This is a genomic window from Haloarcula litorea (genome assembly GCF_029338195.1).
Taxonomy (GTDB): Archaea; Halobacteriota; Halobacteria; order Halobacteriales; family Haloarculaceae; genus Haloarcula; species Haloarcula litorea.
On the sequence record NZ_CP119779.1, the window covers coordinates 1,025,562 to 1,044,996 of the forward strand.

The window sequence follows — 19,435 nt, forward strand, 5'->3', positions numbered from 1 at the left end:
CATGAGTTCAGAGCACGCACACGAGGACGCGCCACCACTGACCGAGGAGATCGCACCGGGCACCGCCGCCGACCCCGCCGTCGGCGGCACCGAGCGGGCGACCGTCACCGTCGACGGGACGCCCGTCACCGTCGAGGCGGGGGCGACCCTGCTCGACGCCGTCGAGGCCGTCGACACCGACGAGTACGTCCCGGCGCTGTGTAGCTACGACCGCCAGGAGATCGGCCCCCGCAGCGAGTGCCGCACCTGTATGGTCGAGACCGAGGCCGAGGGCATCGTCCCGGCCTGCAGCCACCCCGCCGAGGACGGGATGAGCGTCAGCACCGACGCCGAGGCCGCCGCCCAGGCCCGCGACGTCAACCTCGACCTGGTGCTGTCGAACCACAACCTCCGCTGTACCACCTGCGGGAAGAACGGCCGCTGCGAGCTCCAGGACGCCTCCATCGAACAGGAGGTCGAGGAGCCACGCTACGGCGTGCTCGACGAGCGCGACGAGTACGAACCGCTCGACGACACCTCCTCGTTCATCCAGATCGACCGCAACAAGTGCATCCTGTGCAATCGGTGTGTCGAGGCCTGCAACGACGTCCAGGTCGAGGGCGTCCTCCGGATGGAGGGGTCGGGCCAGGACACCCGCATCGGCTTCCAGAGCGACGCCGAGACGATGGAGGACTCGACGTGTGTCTCCTGTGGCCACTGCGCGACCGTCTGTCCGACCGGCTCGCTCGTCGAGAAGGGGATCGAGGACGCGACGACCATCCCCATCCCGGGGTTCACCCAGAAGAACAGCGTCGGCAAGGCCATCGAGAGCAGCGGCGAGACGAAGGGCCCGATGACCCCGAAGAAACGCGACACCGACCGGCGCGAGGACCCCGACGCGGCCGCGTCGACGCCCAACGCGCCAAGCGCCGACGACGTGGCGACGGACGGCTGGGCCGGCTTCGAGGGGGGTGAGTGGCCGTGAGCGACGAGTTAGACGGCGTCGCCGGCTACATGCAGCAGGCCAAACAGCAGGCCCTCGAGAACGTCGAACACGTCGCCGAGGGGGTCGCCGCCGACACCCTCTCGGAGGGCAAGCTGTTCGAGATCGCCCAGTCCATCGGCGACAAGCGCCTCGAAGAGCTGAACGTCGCCGACACGACCTGTGGCTACTGTGCCGTCGGCTGCCGGTTCGACCTCTACTCGGACGGCGAAGAGATCCTCGCGGCCCGGCCGACCGAGGCGGAGGACGCCCCGGTCAACGGCATCTCCACCTGCGTCAAGGGGAAGTTCGGCTACGACTTCGTCAACTCAGACGACCGCCTCACCTCGCCGCTGGTGCGTGACGAACACGGCCAGTTCCGCGAGGCCACCTGGGACGAGGCCCTCGCTCGCGTGGCGGAGGGACTGGGCGACATCAAAGAGGAACACGGCGGCGAGGCGCTGTCGCTGATCGCCTCCTCGAAGGCGACCAACGAGGAGAACTACCTGATGGGCAAGTTCGCCCGCCAGGTGCTCGGGACCAACAGCGTCGACAACTGCAACCGCCTCTGTCACTCCTCGACGGTCGCCGGCCTCGCGAAGACCTACGGCTACGGCGCGGCCTCGATCAAGACCGACGACCTCGAACTGGCCGACTGCATCCTGCTGACCGGCTCGAACACGACCGAGGCCCACCCGGTGCTGGCGACCCGCATCAAGCAGAACGTCCGCGACGGCGCGGACCTGCTGGTGTTCGACCCCCGCGAGATCCAGATCGCCGAGTACGCCGACCAGTACAGCCAGGTCAAGCCCGGCTACGACGCCGTCTGGATCAACGGCATCACCCGCTACATCATCAACAACGACCTCTACGACGAGGAGTTCGTCGCCGAGCGGACCACGGGCTTCGAGGACGTGAGAGAGGCCGTCCAGGAGTTCACGCCCGAGCGCGTCGAGGAGGTCACGGGCGTCCCCCACGAGGAGATCGCCTCGGCCGCCGAGACGATCGCCGCCGCCGACAGCACCGTCTTCGGCTGGACGCTCGGCCTGACCGAGCACTCCCACGGCACGGAGAACGTGATGGCGATGGCGAACCTCGCCGCGGTGACCGGCAACCTCGGCAAGCCCGGCGCGGGCGTCTCCCCGTTCCGCGGCCAGAACAACGTCCAGGGCGGGGGCGGCGACATGGGCCCGCTCCCGGACAACTTCCCCGGCTACCAGGACATCGCCGACGACGAGATCCGCGCGAAGTTCGAAGACGCCTGGGACTGTGACATCTCCGAGGAGTACGGCTACTACACCACCCAGATGTTCCTCGCCGCCGACGACGACGACATCCGCGGGATGTACATCATCGGCGAGAACGCCGCCCTCTCGGAACCCGGCGTCAACCACGCCGAGGACGTGCTGGAGGACCTGGAGTTCCTCGTCGTGCAGGACCTCTTCGTCAACGAGACCGCACAGTACGCCGACGTGGTACTGCCGGCGTGCTCGTTCGTCGAGAAGACCGGCACCTTCACCAACACCGACCGGACCGTCCAGATGGTCAAGCAGGTGATGGAGCCCAAGGGCGACTCCCGGCCCGACTGGGAGATCCTCCAGGACCTCGCCAACCGGATGGGGCGGGACTGGGACTACGACGACACCGCCGAGATCATGCGGGAGGTCAACTCCCTGACGCCGCTGTACGGCGGCGTCACCCACGAGCGCGTCGAGGCCAACGGCGGCCTGCAGTGGCCCTGCTGGGACGAGGACCACCCCGGGACCGAACGGCTCTACACGGAGGAGTTCAACACCGAGAACGGGAAGGCGAACCTCCAGGGCATCGGCTACAGCGAACCCGCCGAGACGCCCGACGACGAGTACCCCTACACGCTGACCACGGGTCGGGTCCTCTACCAGTACCACACGGGGACGATGACCCACCGCGAGGAGGGCATCATGAAGTACACGCCCAGCGACTTCGTGGAGATCCACCCCGAGACCGCCGAGTCGCTCGGCGTCGAGAGCGGCGACCTCGTCACGCTGGAATCCCGGCGGGGCGAGATCGTCGTGCCGGCACAGGTGACCGACCGCGTGGGGCCGGACAACGTCTTCGTGCCGATCCACTTCGCCGAGAGCGCGGTCAACCGCCTGACCGACGAGGAGCACCTCGACCCGGCGGCGGCGACGCCGGAGTTCAAGGTCTCGGCGGTCAGCCTGCGGGCGGCCGGGCCGGGGGCCGAACCGACCGTGACGCCGGCCGAGACCACGATGGGGGACGACTGAGATGGCGGAACCGCAGCGGTCCTACCCGACGACGGCGACGAACGCCGAGCACGAGGACGCCACCGACCGCGAGGGGCGGGCCGCCCTCGAGGAGGCCCTGTCCGAGCGGGGCGACGAGCTCGCGGCGCTGGTCCGGAGCAGCGACGAGCTCGACGACGTACTCACCACCGCGATCCTCGTCGCCGCCAGCGCCGACGAGGACGAACTCGAACACGTCACCGACTCGGCGGCGAACCTCGTCGAGGCCGCCGACGGGCTCTCGACGGAGGGGGCCGCGGAGCTGGCGACCCAGCTGGGGGAAGACGCGGACGACCTCTCGGAGTCGCTGGCGACGGTGGTCGCCCTCCAGCGGGAGGGCCACGTCGACGACCTGGCGACGGTGGCGACGGCGTTCACGGAGTCGCTGTCCCCCGAGGAGGTCGAGGAGCTGGCGACGATGCTGGAAGAGAACGGGAGCGACCTGGTCGACGCGCTGGACGTGGTGCTGGAACTCCAGCGGAGCGGCGACCTCGCGGCGCTGGTCGAGACCGCACAGACCCTCTCGGCGCTGGAGCTGGACGAGGATGCCGTCGAGGGAATGAACAGCTTCGTCGGGGCCATCGGGGAGGCCCAGCGGGAGTCCGAGCCGGTCGGACTGCTGGGTGCGCTCTCGGCGCTGCGGACGAGGGACGCGCGGGCGGGGCTGGGCTACCTCGTCACGCTGCTGAAGGCACAGGGCCGCCGCCTGCGGAACCGGTAGGTGGTCCGACCGTGAGCGACGGGCCGGCCACGGTCTGTCCGCTGTGTGGGGTGGGCTGTCGCCTCGAACCGGGCGAGGGCTCCCGCGCACGCGGCGTCGCCGGTCCCGCCAACCCGGAGGGCCGGCTCTGCGGGCAGGGGGTCGGTGCCTTCGACGTGGGCGAGGAGCGGCTGACCGAGCCGCTGGTCCGCCGCGACGGGACGCTCGAACCGGTCGACTGGTCGACGGCGCTGGACCGCGCCGCCGACGCGCTGGGCGGCGTCCGCGAGACCTCGGGGCCGGACGCGCTGGCGTTTCTGGGCGCGCCCCACTGTACCACCGAGGAGAACTACCTCCTCCAGAAGCTCGCCCGCGTCCTCGGCACCAACAACGTCGACAACCGTTCGCGGCTCTGTCACTCCTCGACCGCACGCACGCTCTCGGAACGGCTGGGCTGGCCGGCGACGACGAACGGCCTCGGCGACCTCGGCGAGGCGGACGTGATCGTCGTCGCGGGCGCGAACCCCGCCGAGCGCCAGCCGGTCGCGTTCAACAGTTTCGTCAGACCGGCGGTCGCCGACGGCACGACGCTGGTCCACGTCGATCCGGTCGGCAACCGGACGACCCGGCTGGCCGACCACCACGTCGCCCCGCGACCCGGCCGGGACGCGACGGTGTTCGACCTGCTGAGCGCGCGACTGTTGGCCGACGGCGGCGTCGACCGGTCGTTCGTCGCCGACCGGACCCGGGGGTTCGACCGGTTCCGCGAGTCGCTGGCGGACCTCGACCGAGCGGCGGCGACCGCGGCCGCCGGCGTCGACGAGGACACGCTGGCCGCGGTCGCGGACGACCTCGCCGCGGCCGACCGCGTCGCGGCGATGGTCGGGACCGGCGTCGAGGGCGGTGCGGCCGACACGCCGGCGGCGCTGCTTGACCTCCTCCTGGCGACCGGGAGCGTCGGCCGCCCCGGCACCGGCCTGTTCGTGCTCCGCGGGCTCGCGAACGAGCAGGGGGCGGCCGACGCGGGCTGTGTCCCCGACTGCCTTCCAGGGTACCAAGAGGTGACGGACCCCGACGCCCGCGAGCGGGTCGCAGCGGAGTGGGGGGTGTCGCCGCCCGCGACCCCCGGGATGGACGCGCGGGAGCTGCTCGCGGCGTTCGGCGGGGACGTCCGGGGCGCGCTCGTCGTCGGCGAGAACCCCGCCGTCTCGAAGCGCGACCGCGAGTGGCTGGGGGAGCGACTGGCCGCGCTGGACTCGCTCGTCGTCGTCGACGTGATGCCGACCGGGACCACCGAGCACGCCGACGTGGTCCTCCCGGCGGCGGCCGGCGTCGAGAAGGCGGGGACGCTCACGAACCTCGAACGCCGCGTCCAGCGGTTCCCTCGTGCGAGGGAGCCGCCCGGGGACGCCCGGCCGGACCTCGCGGTCCTCTCGGACCTTGGGGGCCGGCTGGCCGGCGACGCGTTCGACTACGACGGGCCGGCCGAGGTTTTCGACGAGTTGACGCGTGTCGCGCCGACCCACGCGGGCGTCGACTACGCCGACCTCGACGCCGGCGGCCGCCAGTGGCCCTTCGACGCCGACGGCGTGCTCTACCGGACGACGTTCGCGACGGCCGACGGGCGCGCGCCGTTCGGGACGGCCCGCCCGGTACCGGACCGCGAGACGCGGGACGGCCTCCACCTCGTCACGGGCGGCCGGGCGAGCGAGTTCGCCGACGACGCGGCGGCCGCGGTGGTCAGACTGGCCCCCGACGACGCGGCCCGGCGCGGCATCGAGACGGGCGACGACGTGGTGGTCGGCGACGGCGAGACGACGCTCTCGGTGACGGCGCGAGTCGACGAGGACACCCGGCCGGGGACGGTGTATCTCCCCGCGACGGTCGCCGATCCGCTGCTCCGCTCGGGCGGTTCGACGGTCCGCGTCCGGTCGCCCACGGTCCCGTCCGAGACCGGGTGACAGGCGATCGAGTGGCCGACTCGGGACACGCTCCCGCGGTCGGGGCAGCGCCGAGGCCGTGTCTCACGCTCGCGTCACCGGACCGAAACCGCGTCGGTCTCGCCAGTGTCCGAAGTCGGGAACCGAGAGAATCGGTGTCGTCGGCCTCGCCTCACGACCGCACGCGGGCGAGGTGGTCGGCAGTCGTCACGGGGGTCGTCACTCGTTGTAGCTGTCGGGGATCAGCACGACGCCGTGGAGGTCGAAGAGGTCCTCGACGACCGCCTCGATGCGGTCGAGGTTCGGGGGCAGCGCGACCGCGGGGAGGTAGAACTTCTCGGTCGGCTCGTCGCGCGTCTCGTTTATGACTGTCTCGTTCATCTCACCCGGACGTTGCCTCCCCAAGCGCATACGTGGATGGGGGGATAATTCCACGTATTTATGTCGGCAAAATATGCATAAACGTTCGTTATACTCCCGATCGGGATCGATCGGTGGGGCGGGGTATCCCCGTCTCGACCGCCGCCCGGTCGTGTGTCGTCCGCCGAGAGCGTCGGCTCCGGGCCGTCTCTCGGGACTCGGTGCAGTGACTGTCCCACGCCACCACTTATCACTGTACACTGGGAATATGCAACATATTTTTATTCGACTGCCGGCATACGTCGAGACAGCAGACGAGCCGTGAGCCGAACACCGGCCTGCAGGCCGCCGCGACGCGTCGGTCCCGGTCGATCGGCCGGGATCTCCGTGGCAGCGCCACCGCTCGCCCCGCACCGCGGGGGTTCGACCACCGGACGGGGCAGTTTCGACCTCGTCGGACACCGCGGGGCCGACGGCGCGTGCAGGCAGGTCGCTGTCGTCGGACGACCCACATCACCCACCAAGAGCTATGGAACGCGAACCGACACGCCGAGACGAGGTCACCGGTAGTGCAGTCGAGCTGACGGTCCGCAACGTCGGCGGTATCGCGAGCGCCGACCTCGCCATCTCGGACGGCGTGACGCTGCTGTCCGGGCGCAACGCGTCGAACAAGTCGTCGCTGCTACGCGCGCTTGCCGGCGTGCTCGGCGGCCCGGTCCCACCCGTGAAGAACGACGCCGACAGCGGAGCCGTCCGACTGACCGTCGACGGCACGGAGTACGCCCTCGATCTCGAACGCCGCGACGGGGCGACCGTCGCGACCCGGTCGGACGTCTACTCGTCCCGTGACGACCCGTGTGAGCTGTTCGTCGCGCTCACCGAGACGAACCCGATCCGGCAGGCGATCCTCGCCGGCGACGACCTCTACGACCTGCTGATGCGACCGGTGGACACGGCCGCGATACGGAGCGAGATCCGCCGCCTGCGCGAGCGCAAGGCGGACCTCGACGACCGCCTCGAGGAACTGGACGCGATGGAGAGCCGGCTGCCCGAGCTCCGGACCCGCCGGGAGACGCTCCGGGAGCGCAAGGAGCGGATCGAGGCGGACCTCCGGGCGAAGCGCAACGAGATCGAGGAGCGGGAGGGCGACGCCGGCGACGTCGCCGACGACCTCCAGGCGAAACGCGAGGAGCGCAACGACACCAGAGCCCGGATCAGGACCCAGGAGGACGCGATCGAGTCGCTGTCGGCGGAACTGGACGACGTCACCGCGGAACTGTCGTCGGTGGAGCCGACCGCGACCGACGACGGCTCGATCGAGGACGTCTCGGCCGAACTCGACCGGCTCCACCGCCGGAAACAGGAACTCACCTCCACCATCAACGCTCTCAGCCCCATCGTCGAGATGAACTCGAAGCTGCTGGACGGCGACCTCCCCGACGCGATGACCGACGACGACGTGGTTCCGAAACTCGACCCCGACGCCCGACACGTCACCTGCTGGACCTGCGGGAGCACCGTCGAGGAGGCGGCGATCGCCGAACAGATCGGGGCCATCGAGGACCTCGTCAGGGAGAAGCGGGACCAGCGGGACACCATCACCAGCCGAATCCAGGCGCTGACCGAGCGCCGCCGCGAACTCGAGGACCGGGCCGAGCGCGTCCGGCAGCTCCGGGAGCGACGCGACGACGTCGAGTCGGAGCTCGAACAGCGTCGGGCCGCACTCGACGACCTCCAGACCGACCTGCGCCGCCTGGAGTCCGAGATCGAGACCCTCCAGCGAGACGCCGGGGACGGGGAAGAGGACCGACTGCGCGAACTCTACGACGACGTCAGCGACCTCGAGTACGAGCGCGGCCGCGTGGCGACCGACCTCGAGTCCGTCGAGCAAGAGGTCGACGAACTGGAGTCGCGGGTCGCCACCCGCGAGTCCGTCGCGGCAGAGCGCGAGTCCGTCGCGGCCGACCTCCGGGAGCGACGCGAGCGTATCGAGACCGTCGAGCGGGACCTCGTGAGCACGTTCAACGAGATGATGCAGGATGTACTGGACGCGCTGGAGTACGACGCCGTCGAGCGGATCTGGCTGGAGCGGCGGTCGGAGGGGCCCGGCGACGACGCGACGACGTTCGAACTCCACGTCGTCAGAGCCGCCGACGACGGGGCCGTCTACGACGACACGGTCGACAGCCTGAGCAAGAGCGAGCGGGAGGTCATCGGGCTCGTCGTCGCGCTGGCCGGCTACCTCGTCCACGACGTGGGCGAGGCGGTCCCGTTCCTCGTCGTCGACGCCGTCGAGATGTTCGACGCCGACCGCATCGACGGGCTGATGGACCTGTTCGACGAGCACGCCGAGTACGTCGTCGCGGCCGTCCTCCCGGAGGAGGCCGACGAACTCGAAGAGGCCTACGAGACCGTCTCGACCCGGTCGTTCGCCGGGACGCCCTGATCACTCCGCCGGGCAGGAACAGCCGCCCCCGTCCAGCAGCGCCGAGAACGTGTACTCGTCGTTGCACTCCGAGCAGGCCACCCGGACGCTGACCGTCACCGACGGCGCGGCGATCGACAGCGCCCCCGTCCCGCAGAGGCGCTCGATGGTCCGCAGCGTGACCGATTCGGTCCGGGAGACGAGCTTGTGGACCGTGTTCCGCGCGTCGGCAGCGGTGAACGTGCTCTCGCGAGCGGTCCCGACCCCGAGACAGTCGTTGAGGTGGGTCCGAACCGTCTGGTAGCTCACGAAGTCGTCGACGACCGCGTCCGGGTCGACGCCGTTCCGCCGCAGGCGTGACTCCGCGTCGACCCGCTTGCCGGCGGTGACCGAGTCGTCGGTCAGGAGGCGGTAGAGGTTCGACGGCTCGCCGTCGATGGTCTCCATCCCCGCGGCCGTCATCGCGGCCCGCAGGACCGCCTCGTTGAAGAACGCCTCCAGGTCCCGCAGGCTCTCGCCGTCCGCCCACCGGTCGGCGAGTCGCTCGTCGATGGCTGTCAGCCCCCGCCGCTCGGCCACGCGGTCGACCTTGCACGCTGCGTCGGACTTCGCTGGCATCGCCGGGACGGTACGCGACCGCCTCACATTAACTGCCGGTTCTGTCCCCCGCTCGGACGCGGCCGTCGATCAGCGAGTTCTGTATAGCGAGATATGATATACATCGGGCGGCGACGGGCGTCCGCCGAGGCGTCTCGCCAAGCGGTGAGAGCGTCGCTACCGTCCGGCAGCGGCGTCGCTGACCAGCGCCGCGACGGCGTCGGGGTCCTCCCGTGGAGCCCAGTGGCCACAGTCCTCGAACACCCGGAGGTCGGCGTCGGGGATGCGGTCGGCGGCGCGCTCGGCCCACGGGAGCGGGAACAGCTCGTCGTGTGCGCCGTGGCCCAGTACCGTCGGCACCGACAGCGCCTCGAAGCGGTCGAGAAAGGTGGTCCGGTAGCCGTCGCTGGTCACCTCGGCCTCGCGGAACCGTCGGAACGCCGCACCGGCGGTGGGCCGCTGGACCTCGCTGTGGACGGCGTCGACGGCGTCGGCGGGGAGCGCGTCCAGGTCGTGGACGATGCCGGCGAGGCTCGCCCGCGTGAGCCGGCGGCTCCGCCGGAAGGCCGCGATCGCGACCCGGTTGCACACCTGTACCTCGGCGAGGAGATACGAGAGCGTCCCGTTGGGGAGCCGCTCGCCCAGCCCGTACGGGTCCAGCGGGACGAGCGTCTCGACGAGGGCGGGCCGCTCCAGCGCCACCTGGATGGCGACGGCTCCGCCCAGCGAGGTGCCGACGAGCGTGACCGGGCCGCAGTCGAGACCGTCCAGCAGGCTCGCGACCACGTCGGCGTGGCGGGGGATCGAGTACGGCCCGGGGGCCAGCTCGCTCTCGCCGTAGCCCAGCAGGTCCGGGGCGACGACCCGGTAGTCGGCGGCGAGTCGCTCGCGCACGGGCGGCCAGGAGACGTGTGCCGCGTCGATGATGCCGCCGTGCAGGAGGACGACCGGGTGCCCCTCGCCGGCCGTCTGGTAGTGGACGTCCACGCCGTCGACGCTCGCGACGCTGTCGGAGACCATGGTCGAGGGTCGCGAGCCAGTCACTGAAACGTTTCGCCGTGTTGCGGTCCGAACCGCGGGGTGACGGACCGCTCGCGCCTCTTTCGGGGGGACCCGTCGACGAGGGACGCGAGGCGTGGTAAATCACTATCCGCTATACGAAACTCGGGCTGTGGAGTCGGATCGCGGCCAGCGAGGCCAGGCGAACCGCGCTCGACCCGGCCGAATACTGCGGTGGTCGTGGTCCCTCCGCGTCTCGGCCGCTGACGGGCAACGGACGGCGGTGCCGACCAGCCGCACGATCGCCCCGGTGCCGAGCGCCTCGAGTGCTACCAGTCGAGGCTGCCTCCGCTCTGGTACTCCGTCACCTGCGTCTCGAAGAAGTTCTTCTCCTTGTTCAGGTCGACCTGCTCGGACATCCACGGGAACGGGTTTTCCGTCCCGTACTGTTCCGGTAAGTCGAGTTGTCCGAGCCGCCGGTCGGCGACGTGTTCTACGTACTCGGCGAACTGCTCGGGACTCATCCCGAGGATCTCGTCGGGACACGCTTCGTACGCGTATATCTTCTCCAACTCGACGGCTTCGGTTATCAGACCGACCACTTCGTCACCGAACTCGTCGGTCCACACCCCAGGGTTCTCCGTCCGGATCTGGTTGATGAGGTCGACTCCGAACCCGACGTGGAGTGACTCGTCGCGCATTATGTACTCGAACTGTTGGCCGACACCGACCATCTTGTTCTGCCGTTTCAGCCCGAGCATCATGGCGAACCCGGCGTAGAAGAAGATCCCTTCCATAATGACGTAGAACCCGACGAGGTCGCGGAGGAAGTTGCGCAGGTCTTCGTCCGTCTGGATGGTGAAGCCGTCCGTGTTGATCACCCGGGTCAAGTCGACCACGAACTCGTCTTTCTCCTGTATCGACGGGACACGATCGTACATCCCGTAGAGGTACTCGGGGTCGAACCCCAGCGAGTCACAGCAGTAGATGAACGTGTCCGTGTGGATCGCTTCCTCGTAGGCTTGCCTGAGCAGGTACTGGCGACACTCGGGGGCAGTGACGTGGTCGTAGAGCGCGAGCACGACGTTGTTCGCGGTCAGGGACTCGGCGGTCGAGAAGAACCCGAGGTTCCACTCGACGAGTTGGCGCTCGGCGTCCGAGAGCGCGTCGCCGTTCCACTGGGTGACGTCGTCCTGCATCGGGATCTCCTCGGGCACCCAGTTGTTGTTCACCCCCGCGTCGTAGTACTCGCGGGCCCAGTCGTAGTCGATCGGCAGTATCTTGTTCGGGTCGTGTTCGGCGTCGTCGTTGATTATCGGCATAGTCGTAGTGGTGGGAGGTTCGTGTCCGCGCGTTACTGACAGGCGTCGCAGGTGGGATCCTCGACTCGACAGAGGTCGCCCTCGTCGGTGGGGCGGCCACCGTCGGATTCCAGGGACGCTGACGAAGACTCGGTCCGATGCTGAGTCTTGCCGTACTCGGAGAGATCCAGTGTTGACTTCTCGATCTGTGACGCGCCGAGCGTTCGGAGGTAGTAGGTCGTTTTCAGCCCCAGCTCCCACGCGGTTTCGTACACCTCCGTGAGGAGGGACCCGTCGGTGGAGGGGAAGAAGACGTTGTGCGAGACGGACTGATCGATCCACGTCTGTCGGTGTGCCGTCAGTCGAAGCTGATGGCGCGGGTCGATCTCGAAGGCCCCGCGGTACAGTCGCTTCAGTTCGTCCGGGACGGCATCGATCTCCTGGATCGACCCGTCGTGGTACTTGATGCGATCGACCAGTTCGTCGTCCCAGAGACCGGCCTCCCGCAAGTCCTCGACGAGGTGGTCGTTGATGATCGTGAAGTCCCCGGACATATTCGACTTCACGTAGAGGTTCGAGTACAGGGGCTCGATCGACGGCGTCGTCCCGTTGATGGTCGAGACGGTCGCCGTCGGAGCGATGGCCATGGTGTTCGAGTTCCGCATCCCGTGTTCCTCGACGTGTTCGCGGACGACGTACCAGTCGAGCGTCTCCTCGCGCTCGGTCGGAATCTCCCGGCCCCGCTCCGATTCGAGGAGGTCGACGGTGTCCTGAGGGAGGAGGCCGCGGTCCCACTTCGACCCCTCGTAGGACGGGTACGGCTCCCGTTCGGCCGCGAGCTTCGAGGAGTTGAGAATCGCGTGGTAGGAGACGAACTCCTGCCAGCGGTTGGCCTTCTCGACCGCCGTCTCGGAGTCCATCGGGATCTCCAGCCGCATGAGCGCGTCGTGGAATCCCATCGTGCCGAGCCCGACCGGTCGGTGTCGCATGTTCGAACGTTCGGCCTCGTCGGTCGGGTAGAAACAGAGGTCGACGACGTTGTCGAGCATCCGCATCGCGGTCTCGATGGTGTCCGCGAGGTACTCCCGGTCGAGTTCGCCGTCCGAGACGTGGGTCGCGAGGTTCACGCTCCCCAGATTACAGACGGCGTGCTCGTCCGCACTCGTGTTGAGTGTGATCTCCGTACAGAGGTTCGAGGAGTGGACCGTTCCGACGTGGTCCTGTGGGGAACGGACGTTGCAGGGGTCTTTGAACGTCAGCCACGGGTGTCCCGTCTCGAACAGGCGAGTGAGCATCTGCCGCCAGAGATCCTCGGCGTCGACGCGCTCGTACTGTCTGAGTTCCCCCTCTTCGGCCCGCCGTTCGTACTCGCGGTAGCGCTCTTCGAACGCCTCGCCGGTCAGGTCGTGGAGATCGGGGACCTCGTCGGGGCTGAACAGCGTCCACTCGCCGCCGTTCTCGACGCGCTTCATGAACAGGTCGGGGACCCACGCGGCGGTGTTCATATCCGGCGTGCGTCGCCGCTCGTCGCCCGTGTTCCGCTTCAGGTCGATGAACTCGGGGAAGTCCAGATGCCAACACGCGAGGTACGCACACGCCGCACCGCGGCGTTTGCCCGAGCGGTTGATCGCAGCCGTGACGTCGTTGCTGATCCGGAGGAACGGCACCACGCCGGTCGACTCGACGCCCGTACTCTCGATGAGCGCACCGGCCGACCGGAGGTTCGTCCAGTCGTTGCCGAGCCCGCCGCTCCACTTCGAGAGCTGTGCGTGGTGTTTGTACGAGTCGAAGATGTCCGCCAGGTCGTCCTGGACCGTCGTCAGGTAACACGACGAGAGCTGTGGATGCGTCGAACCGCTGTGGAACAGTGTCGGCGTCGAGGGGGTAAACTCCAGCTTCGAGAGGACGTCGTAGAACTCCTTGGCCCGGGATTGCGGATCGTCCTCCTCGACCGCGATCCCCATCGCGACCCGCATCCAGAACGCCTGCGGGAGTTCGAGATGGGCACCGTTCTGCTCGGTCCTGAGGAAGTACCGCTGGTAGAGCGTCTCCATCGCCATATACTCGAACTGCCGGTCGCGAGCGGGTTCGAGGTAGTCGGCGAGGTCGTCGAGGTCGAATCGCTCGGTGAGGCGCTCGTCGAGGAGGTCGAGATCGACCGCGCGTCGGAGGTTCGTGACGAACGTCTCACGGTACGCGCGGTCGAGATCGAACCCGGTGAGGTCCTCGCCGAGTACCTCGCGGTAGTAGCGCTGTCGGAAGACCGCGGCTGCGACGCGTTTGAGCTTCGGCTCCTCCTCCACGCGCGCAGTCAGCGCCTGGACGGCAGCCCGATACACCTCGTCGGCGGATGCGCCGTCGTAGAGATTGCGCTCGATCTCGGTGACGATGTCGTTCCAGTCTGCCGCGGTGAGGTTCGTCTCGATGTCTGTGCGTGCCCGGTCGACGATCGACCGGATGTCGGTGGTCGTCGCGGTGGATTGCTGGCTCATGTGTCAGTCGATCTGTCGTCTGCTGTCGCCGCTTCGAAGTCGTCGACTTCCGCATCGAGGACCGCGTCGAGCTCGCGGAGGAACTCCGCCGGTTCGGAGAAGGCCTTGTAGACCGAGACGAATCGGATGTACGCGACCTTGTCGACGTCGCGTAGCCGATCGGAGACGTGCTCGCCGACGAGACTCGACGAGACGATGCGTGTCTCCCGGTCTTGGAGCGTGCTCTCGACGTCGTCGACGAGACTCGTCACCCGTGTCTCGGCGACGTCGCGCTTCTCCACGGCGCGTTCGATGCCCGCGCGGAGTTTCTCCCGGTCGAAGGGTTCGATGGTTCCGTCGCGTTTCTTTACCTGGAGGGCGTCCCACTCCGGACGTTCGTAGGTCGTGAAGCGGAACGAACAGCGTCGACACTCACGTCGCCGCCGGACAGAAGCGCCGTCGCTACTGGTCTCGGTGTCTACGACGCGTGTCCGTTCGTTCCCGCAGTCCGGGCAGTCCATAGTTGTCACTGCTTGCTCCTCCAGCTCCTTAACCCCAGATGTGGGGTCTATCGTTGGTAGCCGCAATATCTGGTGGTGGCGGCACCCACATAAAATCTTCCCAACTGCGTTGATGTAATACAAGTAGGATTGTATATCGCGTACTCGGTAACCGCGACTACGCGTGTCGAGGGCGGCCGGTCCCGACTACCGCGGGACCGCCGTCACCAGTCGACTGGGTCGCGGTCCTTCCAGAGGCGGCCCGCCGGCGCGCCGGGGCGGAACCGGGAGAGCCAGACGGCGGTGTCGGCTCCCTCTTCGGGGGTTCGTGGTGCGCCGGAGCCGCCCATGTCGGTCCGCACCCAGCCCGGGTCGGCCGCGTTCGCCAGCAGCCCCCGTCCGCCGTACTCGGCGTCGAGGTACGCCGTCAGCCCGCCGACGCCGACCTTCGAGAGCCGGTAGGCGGGGTAGTCCCCGCCCATCCGCCCGCGGGTGAACCGGCCCAGTCCCGAGGACATCGTCACCACCCTGGGGCCGTCGGTGTCGAGCAACAGCGGGAGGGCGTGTCTGGTGACCAGCACCGGCCCGCGGAGGTTCACGTCGAGCGTGTGGTCGAGGTCGGCGGTCGACATCTCGTGGAGCGGCCCGGAACGGTGGAAGACGCCGGCGTTGTTGACGAGCACGTCGAGGCGGCCGGCCTCGTCGTCGATCCGGTCGACGGCGGCGGCGATCTCGGCCTCCTCGGTCACGTCGAGTTCGACCGGCCGCTGGGCCGGTGCGGTGACGTCGTCGGTGTCGCGAGCGCCGGCGTACACCGTTGCGCCGCGGTCGGCGAGGGCGGCCGCGATGCGTGCGCCGATGCCGCGGGTCGCGCCCGTGACCAGCGCCACCTGACCGTCGAGGCTGTCGTGGACCGGTGGGTCGTCGCCCATACCGGACCTGGGGTCGCCGGGCGTATGTGTGTTCGGCGGGGCCGACCGGCCGTCCAAATACTTATCATGTGACTCACGTCACTGTACCAGCAACGTATGGACAGCGAGCGCGAGACCGGGCGTCGGCGGTTCATCGGGAGCGCCGTGGCGGGACTGGCGGGCGTCACGGGTCTCGGCGGCGGGCTGCCGGAGGCGGCGGCCGGACAGACCGAAGGGCGGGCCGCGGGCGTCGGCGAACTGTGGCGGTTCGACCGATACGGGGCTCCCGACGCCTCGATCGAACCGGTCGTCCGCGACGGCCTCGTCTACGGGATCGGGGACGGCGTGGTGTACGCCGCCACCGCCGAGGACGGGACCGAGCGGTGGGCCACGGACACGATCGGCGAGGTACGCCGGCCGCCGGTCGTCCGCGACGGGACGGTCTACGTGGTGAGCGAGGGGCTGGCCCTCCAGGCGTTCGACGCCGAGACCGGAGCGGTCCGCTGGACCGTCGCGATCGGCGAGCGGACCAGGACGACGGTCGCGGACGGCGGGGTCTACCTCAGCGACCGGACGACCGTCACGGCCGTCGACCCGGGCGACGGCGACGTCCGCTGGCGGGCGGACCTCTCCCAGGAGTACGGGCTCTCGGCACCTGCGGTGGCCGGGGGGCGGGTCTACGTCATCAGCGACGACGAGGAGGTGATACACGCGTTCGACAGCGCCAGCGGGGACGAGCGATGGCAGCGCGAGGTCGGGCAGGCACCGAGCGCGCTCGTCGCGGCGGCCGGGACAGTCTACGTCGGGAACGAGAACGGCGTCGCGGCGCTGGCCGCGGCCGACGGGAGCCGGCGGTGGCGTCACGAGACGCTGAACAGGACGGAGGGTCTCGAACTCGCCGGCGACGCCCTCTATCACTGGACCGACTTCGGGTTCGAGGCGCTCGACCCGGGCGACGGCGGCGTCCGCTGGCGGTGGGACGGCGACGTCGAAAGCGCGCCCGTCGCCCGCGGCGGGACGGTCTACGTGGCGGGGTTCGACACGCTGTACGCGCTGGACGCCGGCGACGGCGGCGAGCGGTGGCACCGGGAGTTCCGATACGTCGACTCGGGGCCGATCGTCGCCGACGGCCGCGTCTACGTCGAGGACAGCGGGGGCCTGTACGCCCTCGACACCGACGGCGACCTGCGCTGGTACTTCGGCGGCGGCCGGTTCGACAGGTCCTCGCGGCCGACCGTCGACGACAGGCGGCTCTACCTGACCGTCGGGGGGACCGGCATCGTGGCGATCGGCGGCGACGGCCCGCGACTGAACGCGGCGGGGCGGGGCCAGTTGCCGCGGCTCCTCGGTGGCGTCAGCCCGACCTGGCTCGTCGGTGGCGTCGGGGGCGTCGCGGTCGGTGGCGCGGTCCTCCGGACCTTCGGCGAGTTCGGGGTCGGCACCACGGTCGGGAACGCGCTCGGCGCGTCGCCCGACGACGACTGGCAAGGCGTCCTCGAGAAGACGGCGCTGATCGGCGCGTGGATCGCGGCGTCGCTGGCGTATCTCGCCCTCGCCCTGGAGTACCGGGCTGCCATCCAGGTCACGCTCCCGGCCTACCTCGCGACCGGCCCGGCCCGCTGGCTGAGCGTCGTGGCGCTCGTCGGTGCCGGCGTGGCCGCGGTGGCCGGGACGCGGGTGCTCGCGGACGCGTTCGACTACGACCTCGGACCGTTCCCCGAGTCGGCGGTGGTCCCCGGCGGACTGGCCGTCCTCGGGGCGCTCCTGCTCCCGCACGTGTCCGGCCTCCTCCCGTCGGGCAGCGTGTGGTTCGTCACCTTCGGCGTCGCGACCCTGGTCTGGTTGGGGGCGACGGGGGCGTTCCTCGTCTACTGGCGGAACCGCCGGTACAGCCCGCCGTCGTACGGCGTGTTCCTGCTGTCCGTGATGGCCGTCGCCTACGTCCCGCTGCAGGCGTGGCTGTTCGTCGGGGGCGGGGCCTCGCTGACGGCGTACTACAGGGCCGCCACGGTGGCGGCGTTCGGCCACGCCGTCGCGCTCGGGTTCTGCGGTCTCGTCCTCGGGCGGCGGTTCCTGGCGGCCTGCTTCCCACGGGACGACGGCCTGCCGCTGCCGACGACGCTCGGGCAGTGGCGCGGCGGTGCCGGCGACCCCGGCAACGCGGCCGCCGTCCCCGACGCGACCCTCGACGTCTCGCCGTCCGGGGCCGACGCCTGGACGACCGTGGACGGCGTCGCGACGCCGCCGGCGGTCGCCGGGCCGGTGGTCGTGGCCGGGACCGACGACGGCGCGGTCCGGGCGACCGACGCGACGACCGGCGAGCGCCGCTGGACGGCCGCCGTCGGCGAGGGGGCGGCGACGGCCCCCGCGGTCGGCGACGGCGTGGTGTACGCGGCCGCGGGGACGACGCTTGCTGCGCTGGACCGCGTCGAGGGGACCGAGCGGTGGACGGCGACGCTCGACGCGCCGCCCGCGGGCGCGCCGGCCAACGACAGCGGACGGCTGTTCCTCGCGCTCGCCGACGGCACGGTCGAGTGCCGCGACGCCGCCGACGGGGAACGACGTTGGGCGACGGCGTACAGCAGCACGATCGCCCGTCCGCCCGCGGTCGGCGTGGGAACTGTCTACGTCGCGCGGGAGGACGGCGTCGTGGTCGCGCTAGACGCAGACGACGGGACCGAGCAGTGGGCGACCGACCTCGCGGTGACGCGCCCGACCGCGCCGACGCGCGTCGGCGACACCGTCTACGTCGCCGACGGCGACGGCTACCTCCACGCGCTGTCGGCGGCAGACGGCGACCACCGCTGGCGGCTGGAGACGGGGACCGACCCCCTGGCCCGCCTCGCCGCGACGAAGGAGGCGGTGTTCGTCGCCGGGTCGGGCGGCCGCGTCGCCGCGGTGGGTCCCGACGGGAGCGGACTGGGCGTCCACGAGACCGACACGCTGGTCGCCCCGCCGGTCGTCGTCGGGGAGACGCTCTACCTCCCGACCGGGCGCGCGCTGCGTGCCCTCGACGCCCGGAGCGGTGAGACCGACTGGTCGCTGCCGACGGACGGCGTCGCGACCGGTCTCGCCCCGACGACCGGCGCGCTGTATCTCGGCACCGACGCCGGCCTGCGGGCGTTCCCCGCCGGCGAGACGGTCGAGCAGTGGGGTGCCCGCGTCGCGGACGACGAACCGGCCGCCGGGGACGAGGCGGTCGAGACGGCGGCCCCGGACACCCCGGCCGGCCGGTTCGCCGGCGGCTGCGACGCGGTGACGGCCGTCGAGTCGGTCGACGAGTCCGGCCCGATCCACGTCTACGGCGGGCGACTCGCCGACGAGGACCGGCGCGTCGCGGTGCTGGTCCTGGCACCCGGGGCCGACGACGCCGCGGCGGCGTTCACGCGGGCCGTCGAGCGCTGGGCCGGGATCAGTCACAACCCCCACGTCGTCACCGTCTACGACTCCGGCCGGACCCCGCGACCGTGGGCCGCCGTCGAGACGGGCGATCCCCTCTCGGAGACCGACGACGTGGCCGCCCCGCTGGCCGTCCTCGACGGTGTCGTCGAGGGGCTGAACACGGCCGGCCTGTACAACGTCTCCCACGGGACCGTCGCCCCCGAGACGGTCGTCCTCGACGACTCGGCCGACGAGACCGTGGCGATGCTGCGCGACTGGGGCCTCTCGCGGGCCGTGGCGGGCGAGCCGCCGGTGACGCCGTACACCGCCCCCGAGCAGCTCGACGGCGGGACGGCGGCGACGACCGACGTCTACCGGACCGCGCTGGTGGCGTACCGGCTGCTGACGGGACGGGACCCGTTCGCGGGGGCCGACGACCTCGAAGCGGCGATCCGCGACGGCTCCCTCGTGGCCCCGTCGACGGCCGCCGACGTGCCCGAGGCCGTCGACCGCGTCGTCGGTCGAGCGACGGCGACCGAGCCCGGCGAGCGGTACGACTCCCCGACCGACTTTCGGGACGCGCTCCGGGCGGCGCTGGACTGAG

Annotated in this window: 13 protein-coding genes; 6 read left to right on the forward strand and 7 right to left on the reverse strand. The window is 70.3% G+C overall.

Going from position 1 to position 19,435, the window contains the following annotated elements; genetic code table 11:
• Position 1 precedes the first annotated feature (1 nt).
• From P0592_RS05395 to P0592_RS05410, 4 genes are read left to right on the forward strand one after another with little or no spacing between them, the layout of a single operon-like run.
• Positions 2 to 964, forward strand: a complete 963-nt coding sequence (locus P0592_RS05395; RefSeq protein WP_276273252.1) for a 2Fe-2S iron-sulfur cluster-binding protein — start codon at positions 2 to 4, stop codon at positions 962 to 964.
• A gap of 29 nt (positions 965 to 993) precedes the next feature.
• On the forward strand, positions 994 to 3,228 hold the full coding sequence (gene fdhF, locus P0592_RS05400; protein ID WP_276273912.1) for a formate dehydrogenase subunit alpha: 2,235 nt from the start codon (positions 994 to 996) through the stop codon (positions 3,226 to 3,228).
• A 1-nt stretch (position 3,229) separates the two neighbouring features.
• A complete protein-coding gene (locus P0592_RS05405) occupies positions 3,230 to 3,967 on the forward strand; it encodes a helical membrane plugin domain-containing protein (RefSeq protein ID WP_276273253.1) in 738 nt (245 codons plus the stop codon).
• Positions 3,968 to 3,978: 11 nt separating this feature from the next.
• Positions 3,979 to 5,907, forward strand: a complete 1,929-nt coding sequence (locus tag P0592_RS05410) for a molybdopterin oxidoreductase family protein (protein WP_276273254.1) — start codon at positions 3,979 to 3,981, stop codon at positions 5,905 to 5,907.
• 198 nt (positions 5,908 to 6,105) lie between these two features.
• On the opposite strand, the gene P0592_RS05415 is transcribed toward P0592_RS05410, so the two are convergent.
• The gene (locus tag P0592_RS05415) at positions 6,106 to 6,267 is read right to left on the reverse strand and encodes a hypothetical protein (protein ID WP_276273255.1); all 162 of its coding nucleotides are present in this window, start codon (positions 6,265 to 6,267) and stop codon (positions 6,106 to 6,108) included.
• Positions 6,268 to 6,775: 508 nt separating this feature from the next.
• Here P0592_RS05415 and P0592_RS05420 point away from each other — a divergent pair.
• Entirely contained in the window at positions 6,776 to 8,692 is a 1,917-nt protein-coding gene (locus tag P0592_RS05420) for an archaea-specific SMC-related protein (RefSeq protein ID WP_276273256.1), read from the forward strand.
• On the opposite strand, the gene rdfA is transcribed toward P0592_RS05420, so the two are convergent.
• The 6 genes from rdfA to P0592_RS05450 all read right to left on the reverse strand — a co-directional run bounded on the left by rdfA (position 8,693) and on the right by P0592_RS05450 (position 15,471).
• Entirely contained in the window at positions 8,693 to 9,289 is a 597-nt protein-coding gene (gene rdfA, locus P0592_RS05425; RefSeq protein WP_276273257.1) for a rod-determining factor RdfA, read from the reverse strand.
• A gap of 156 nt (positions 9,290 to 9,445) precedes the next feature.
• Entirely contained in the window at positions 9,446 to 10,288 is an 843-nt protein-coding gene (locus tag P0592_RS05430) for an alpha/beta fold hydrolase (protein ID WP_276273258.1), read from the reverse strand.
• A gap of 308 nt (positions 10,289 to 10,596) precedes the next feature.
• The gene (locus P0592_RS05435) at positions 10,597 to 11,589 is read right to left on the reverse strand and encodes a ribonucleotide-diphosphate reductase subunit beta (protein ID WP_276273259.1); all 993 of its coding nucleotides are present in this window, start codon (positions 11,587 to 11,589) and stop codon (positions 10,597 to 10,599) included.
• A 32-nt stretch (positions 11,590 to 11,621) separates the two neighbouring features.
• Positions 11,622 to 14,060, reverse strand: coding sequence for a ribonucleoside-diphosphate reductase subunit alpha (locus P0592_RS05440; protein WP_276273260.1), 2,439 nt, complete (start codon positions 14,058 to 14,060; stop codon positions 11,622 to 11,624).
• Complete coding sequence (gene nrdR, locus P0592_RS05445; protein ID WP_419181129.1) at positions 14,057 to 14,560, reverse strand: transcriptional regulator NrdR; 504 nt, start codon at positions 14,558 to 14,560, stop codon at positions 14,057 to 14,059. Before nrdR ends, P0592_RS05440 begins: the two co-directional genes overlap by 4 nt.
• A 203-nt stretch (positions 14,561 to 14,763) precedes the next feature.
• The gene (locus P0592_RS05450) at positions 14,764 to 15,471 is read right to left on the reverse strand and encodes an SDR family NAD(P)-dependent oxidoreductase (protein ID WP_276273262.1); all 708 of its coding nucleotides are present in this window, start codon (positions 15,469 to 15,471) and stop codon (positions 14,764 to 14,766) included.
• A gap of 96 nt (positions 15,472 to 15,567) precedes the next feature.
• Between P0592_RS05450 and P0592_RS05455 the strand changes: the two genes are divergently transcribed.
• On the forward strand, positions 15,568 to 19,434 hold the full coding sequence (locus P0592_RS05455) for an outer membrane protein assembly factor BamB family protein (RefSeq protein WP_276273263.1): 3,867 nt from the start codon (positions 15,568 to 15,570) through the stop codon (positions 19,432 to 19,434).
• The last annotated feature ends 1 nt before the right edge of the window (position 19,435 follow it).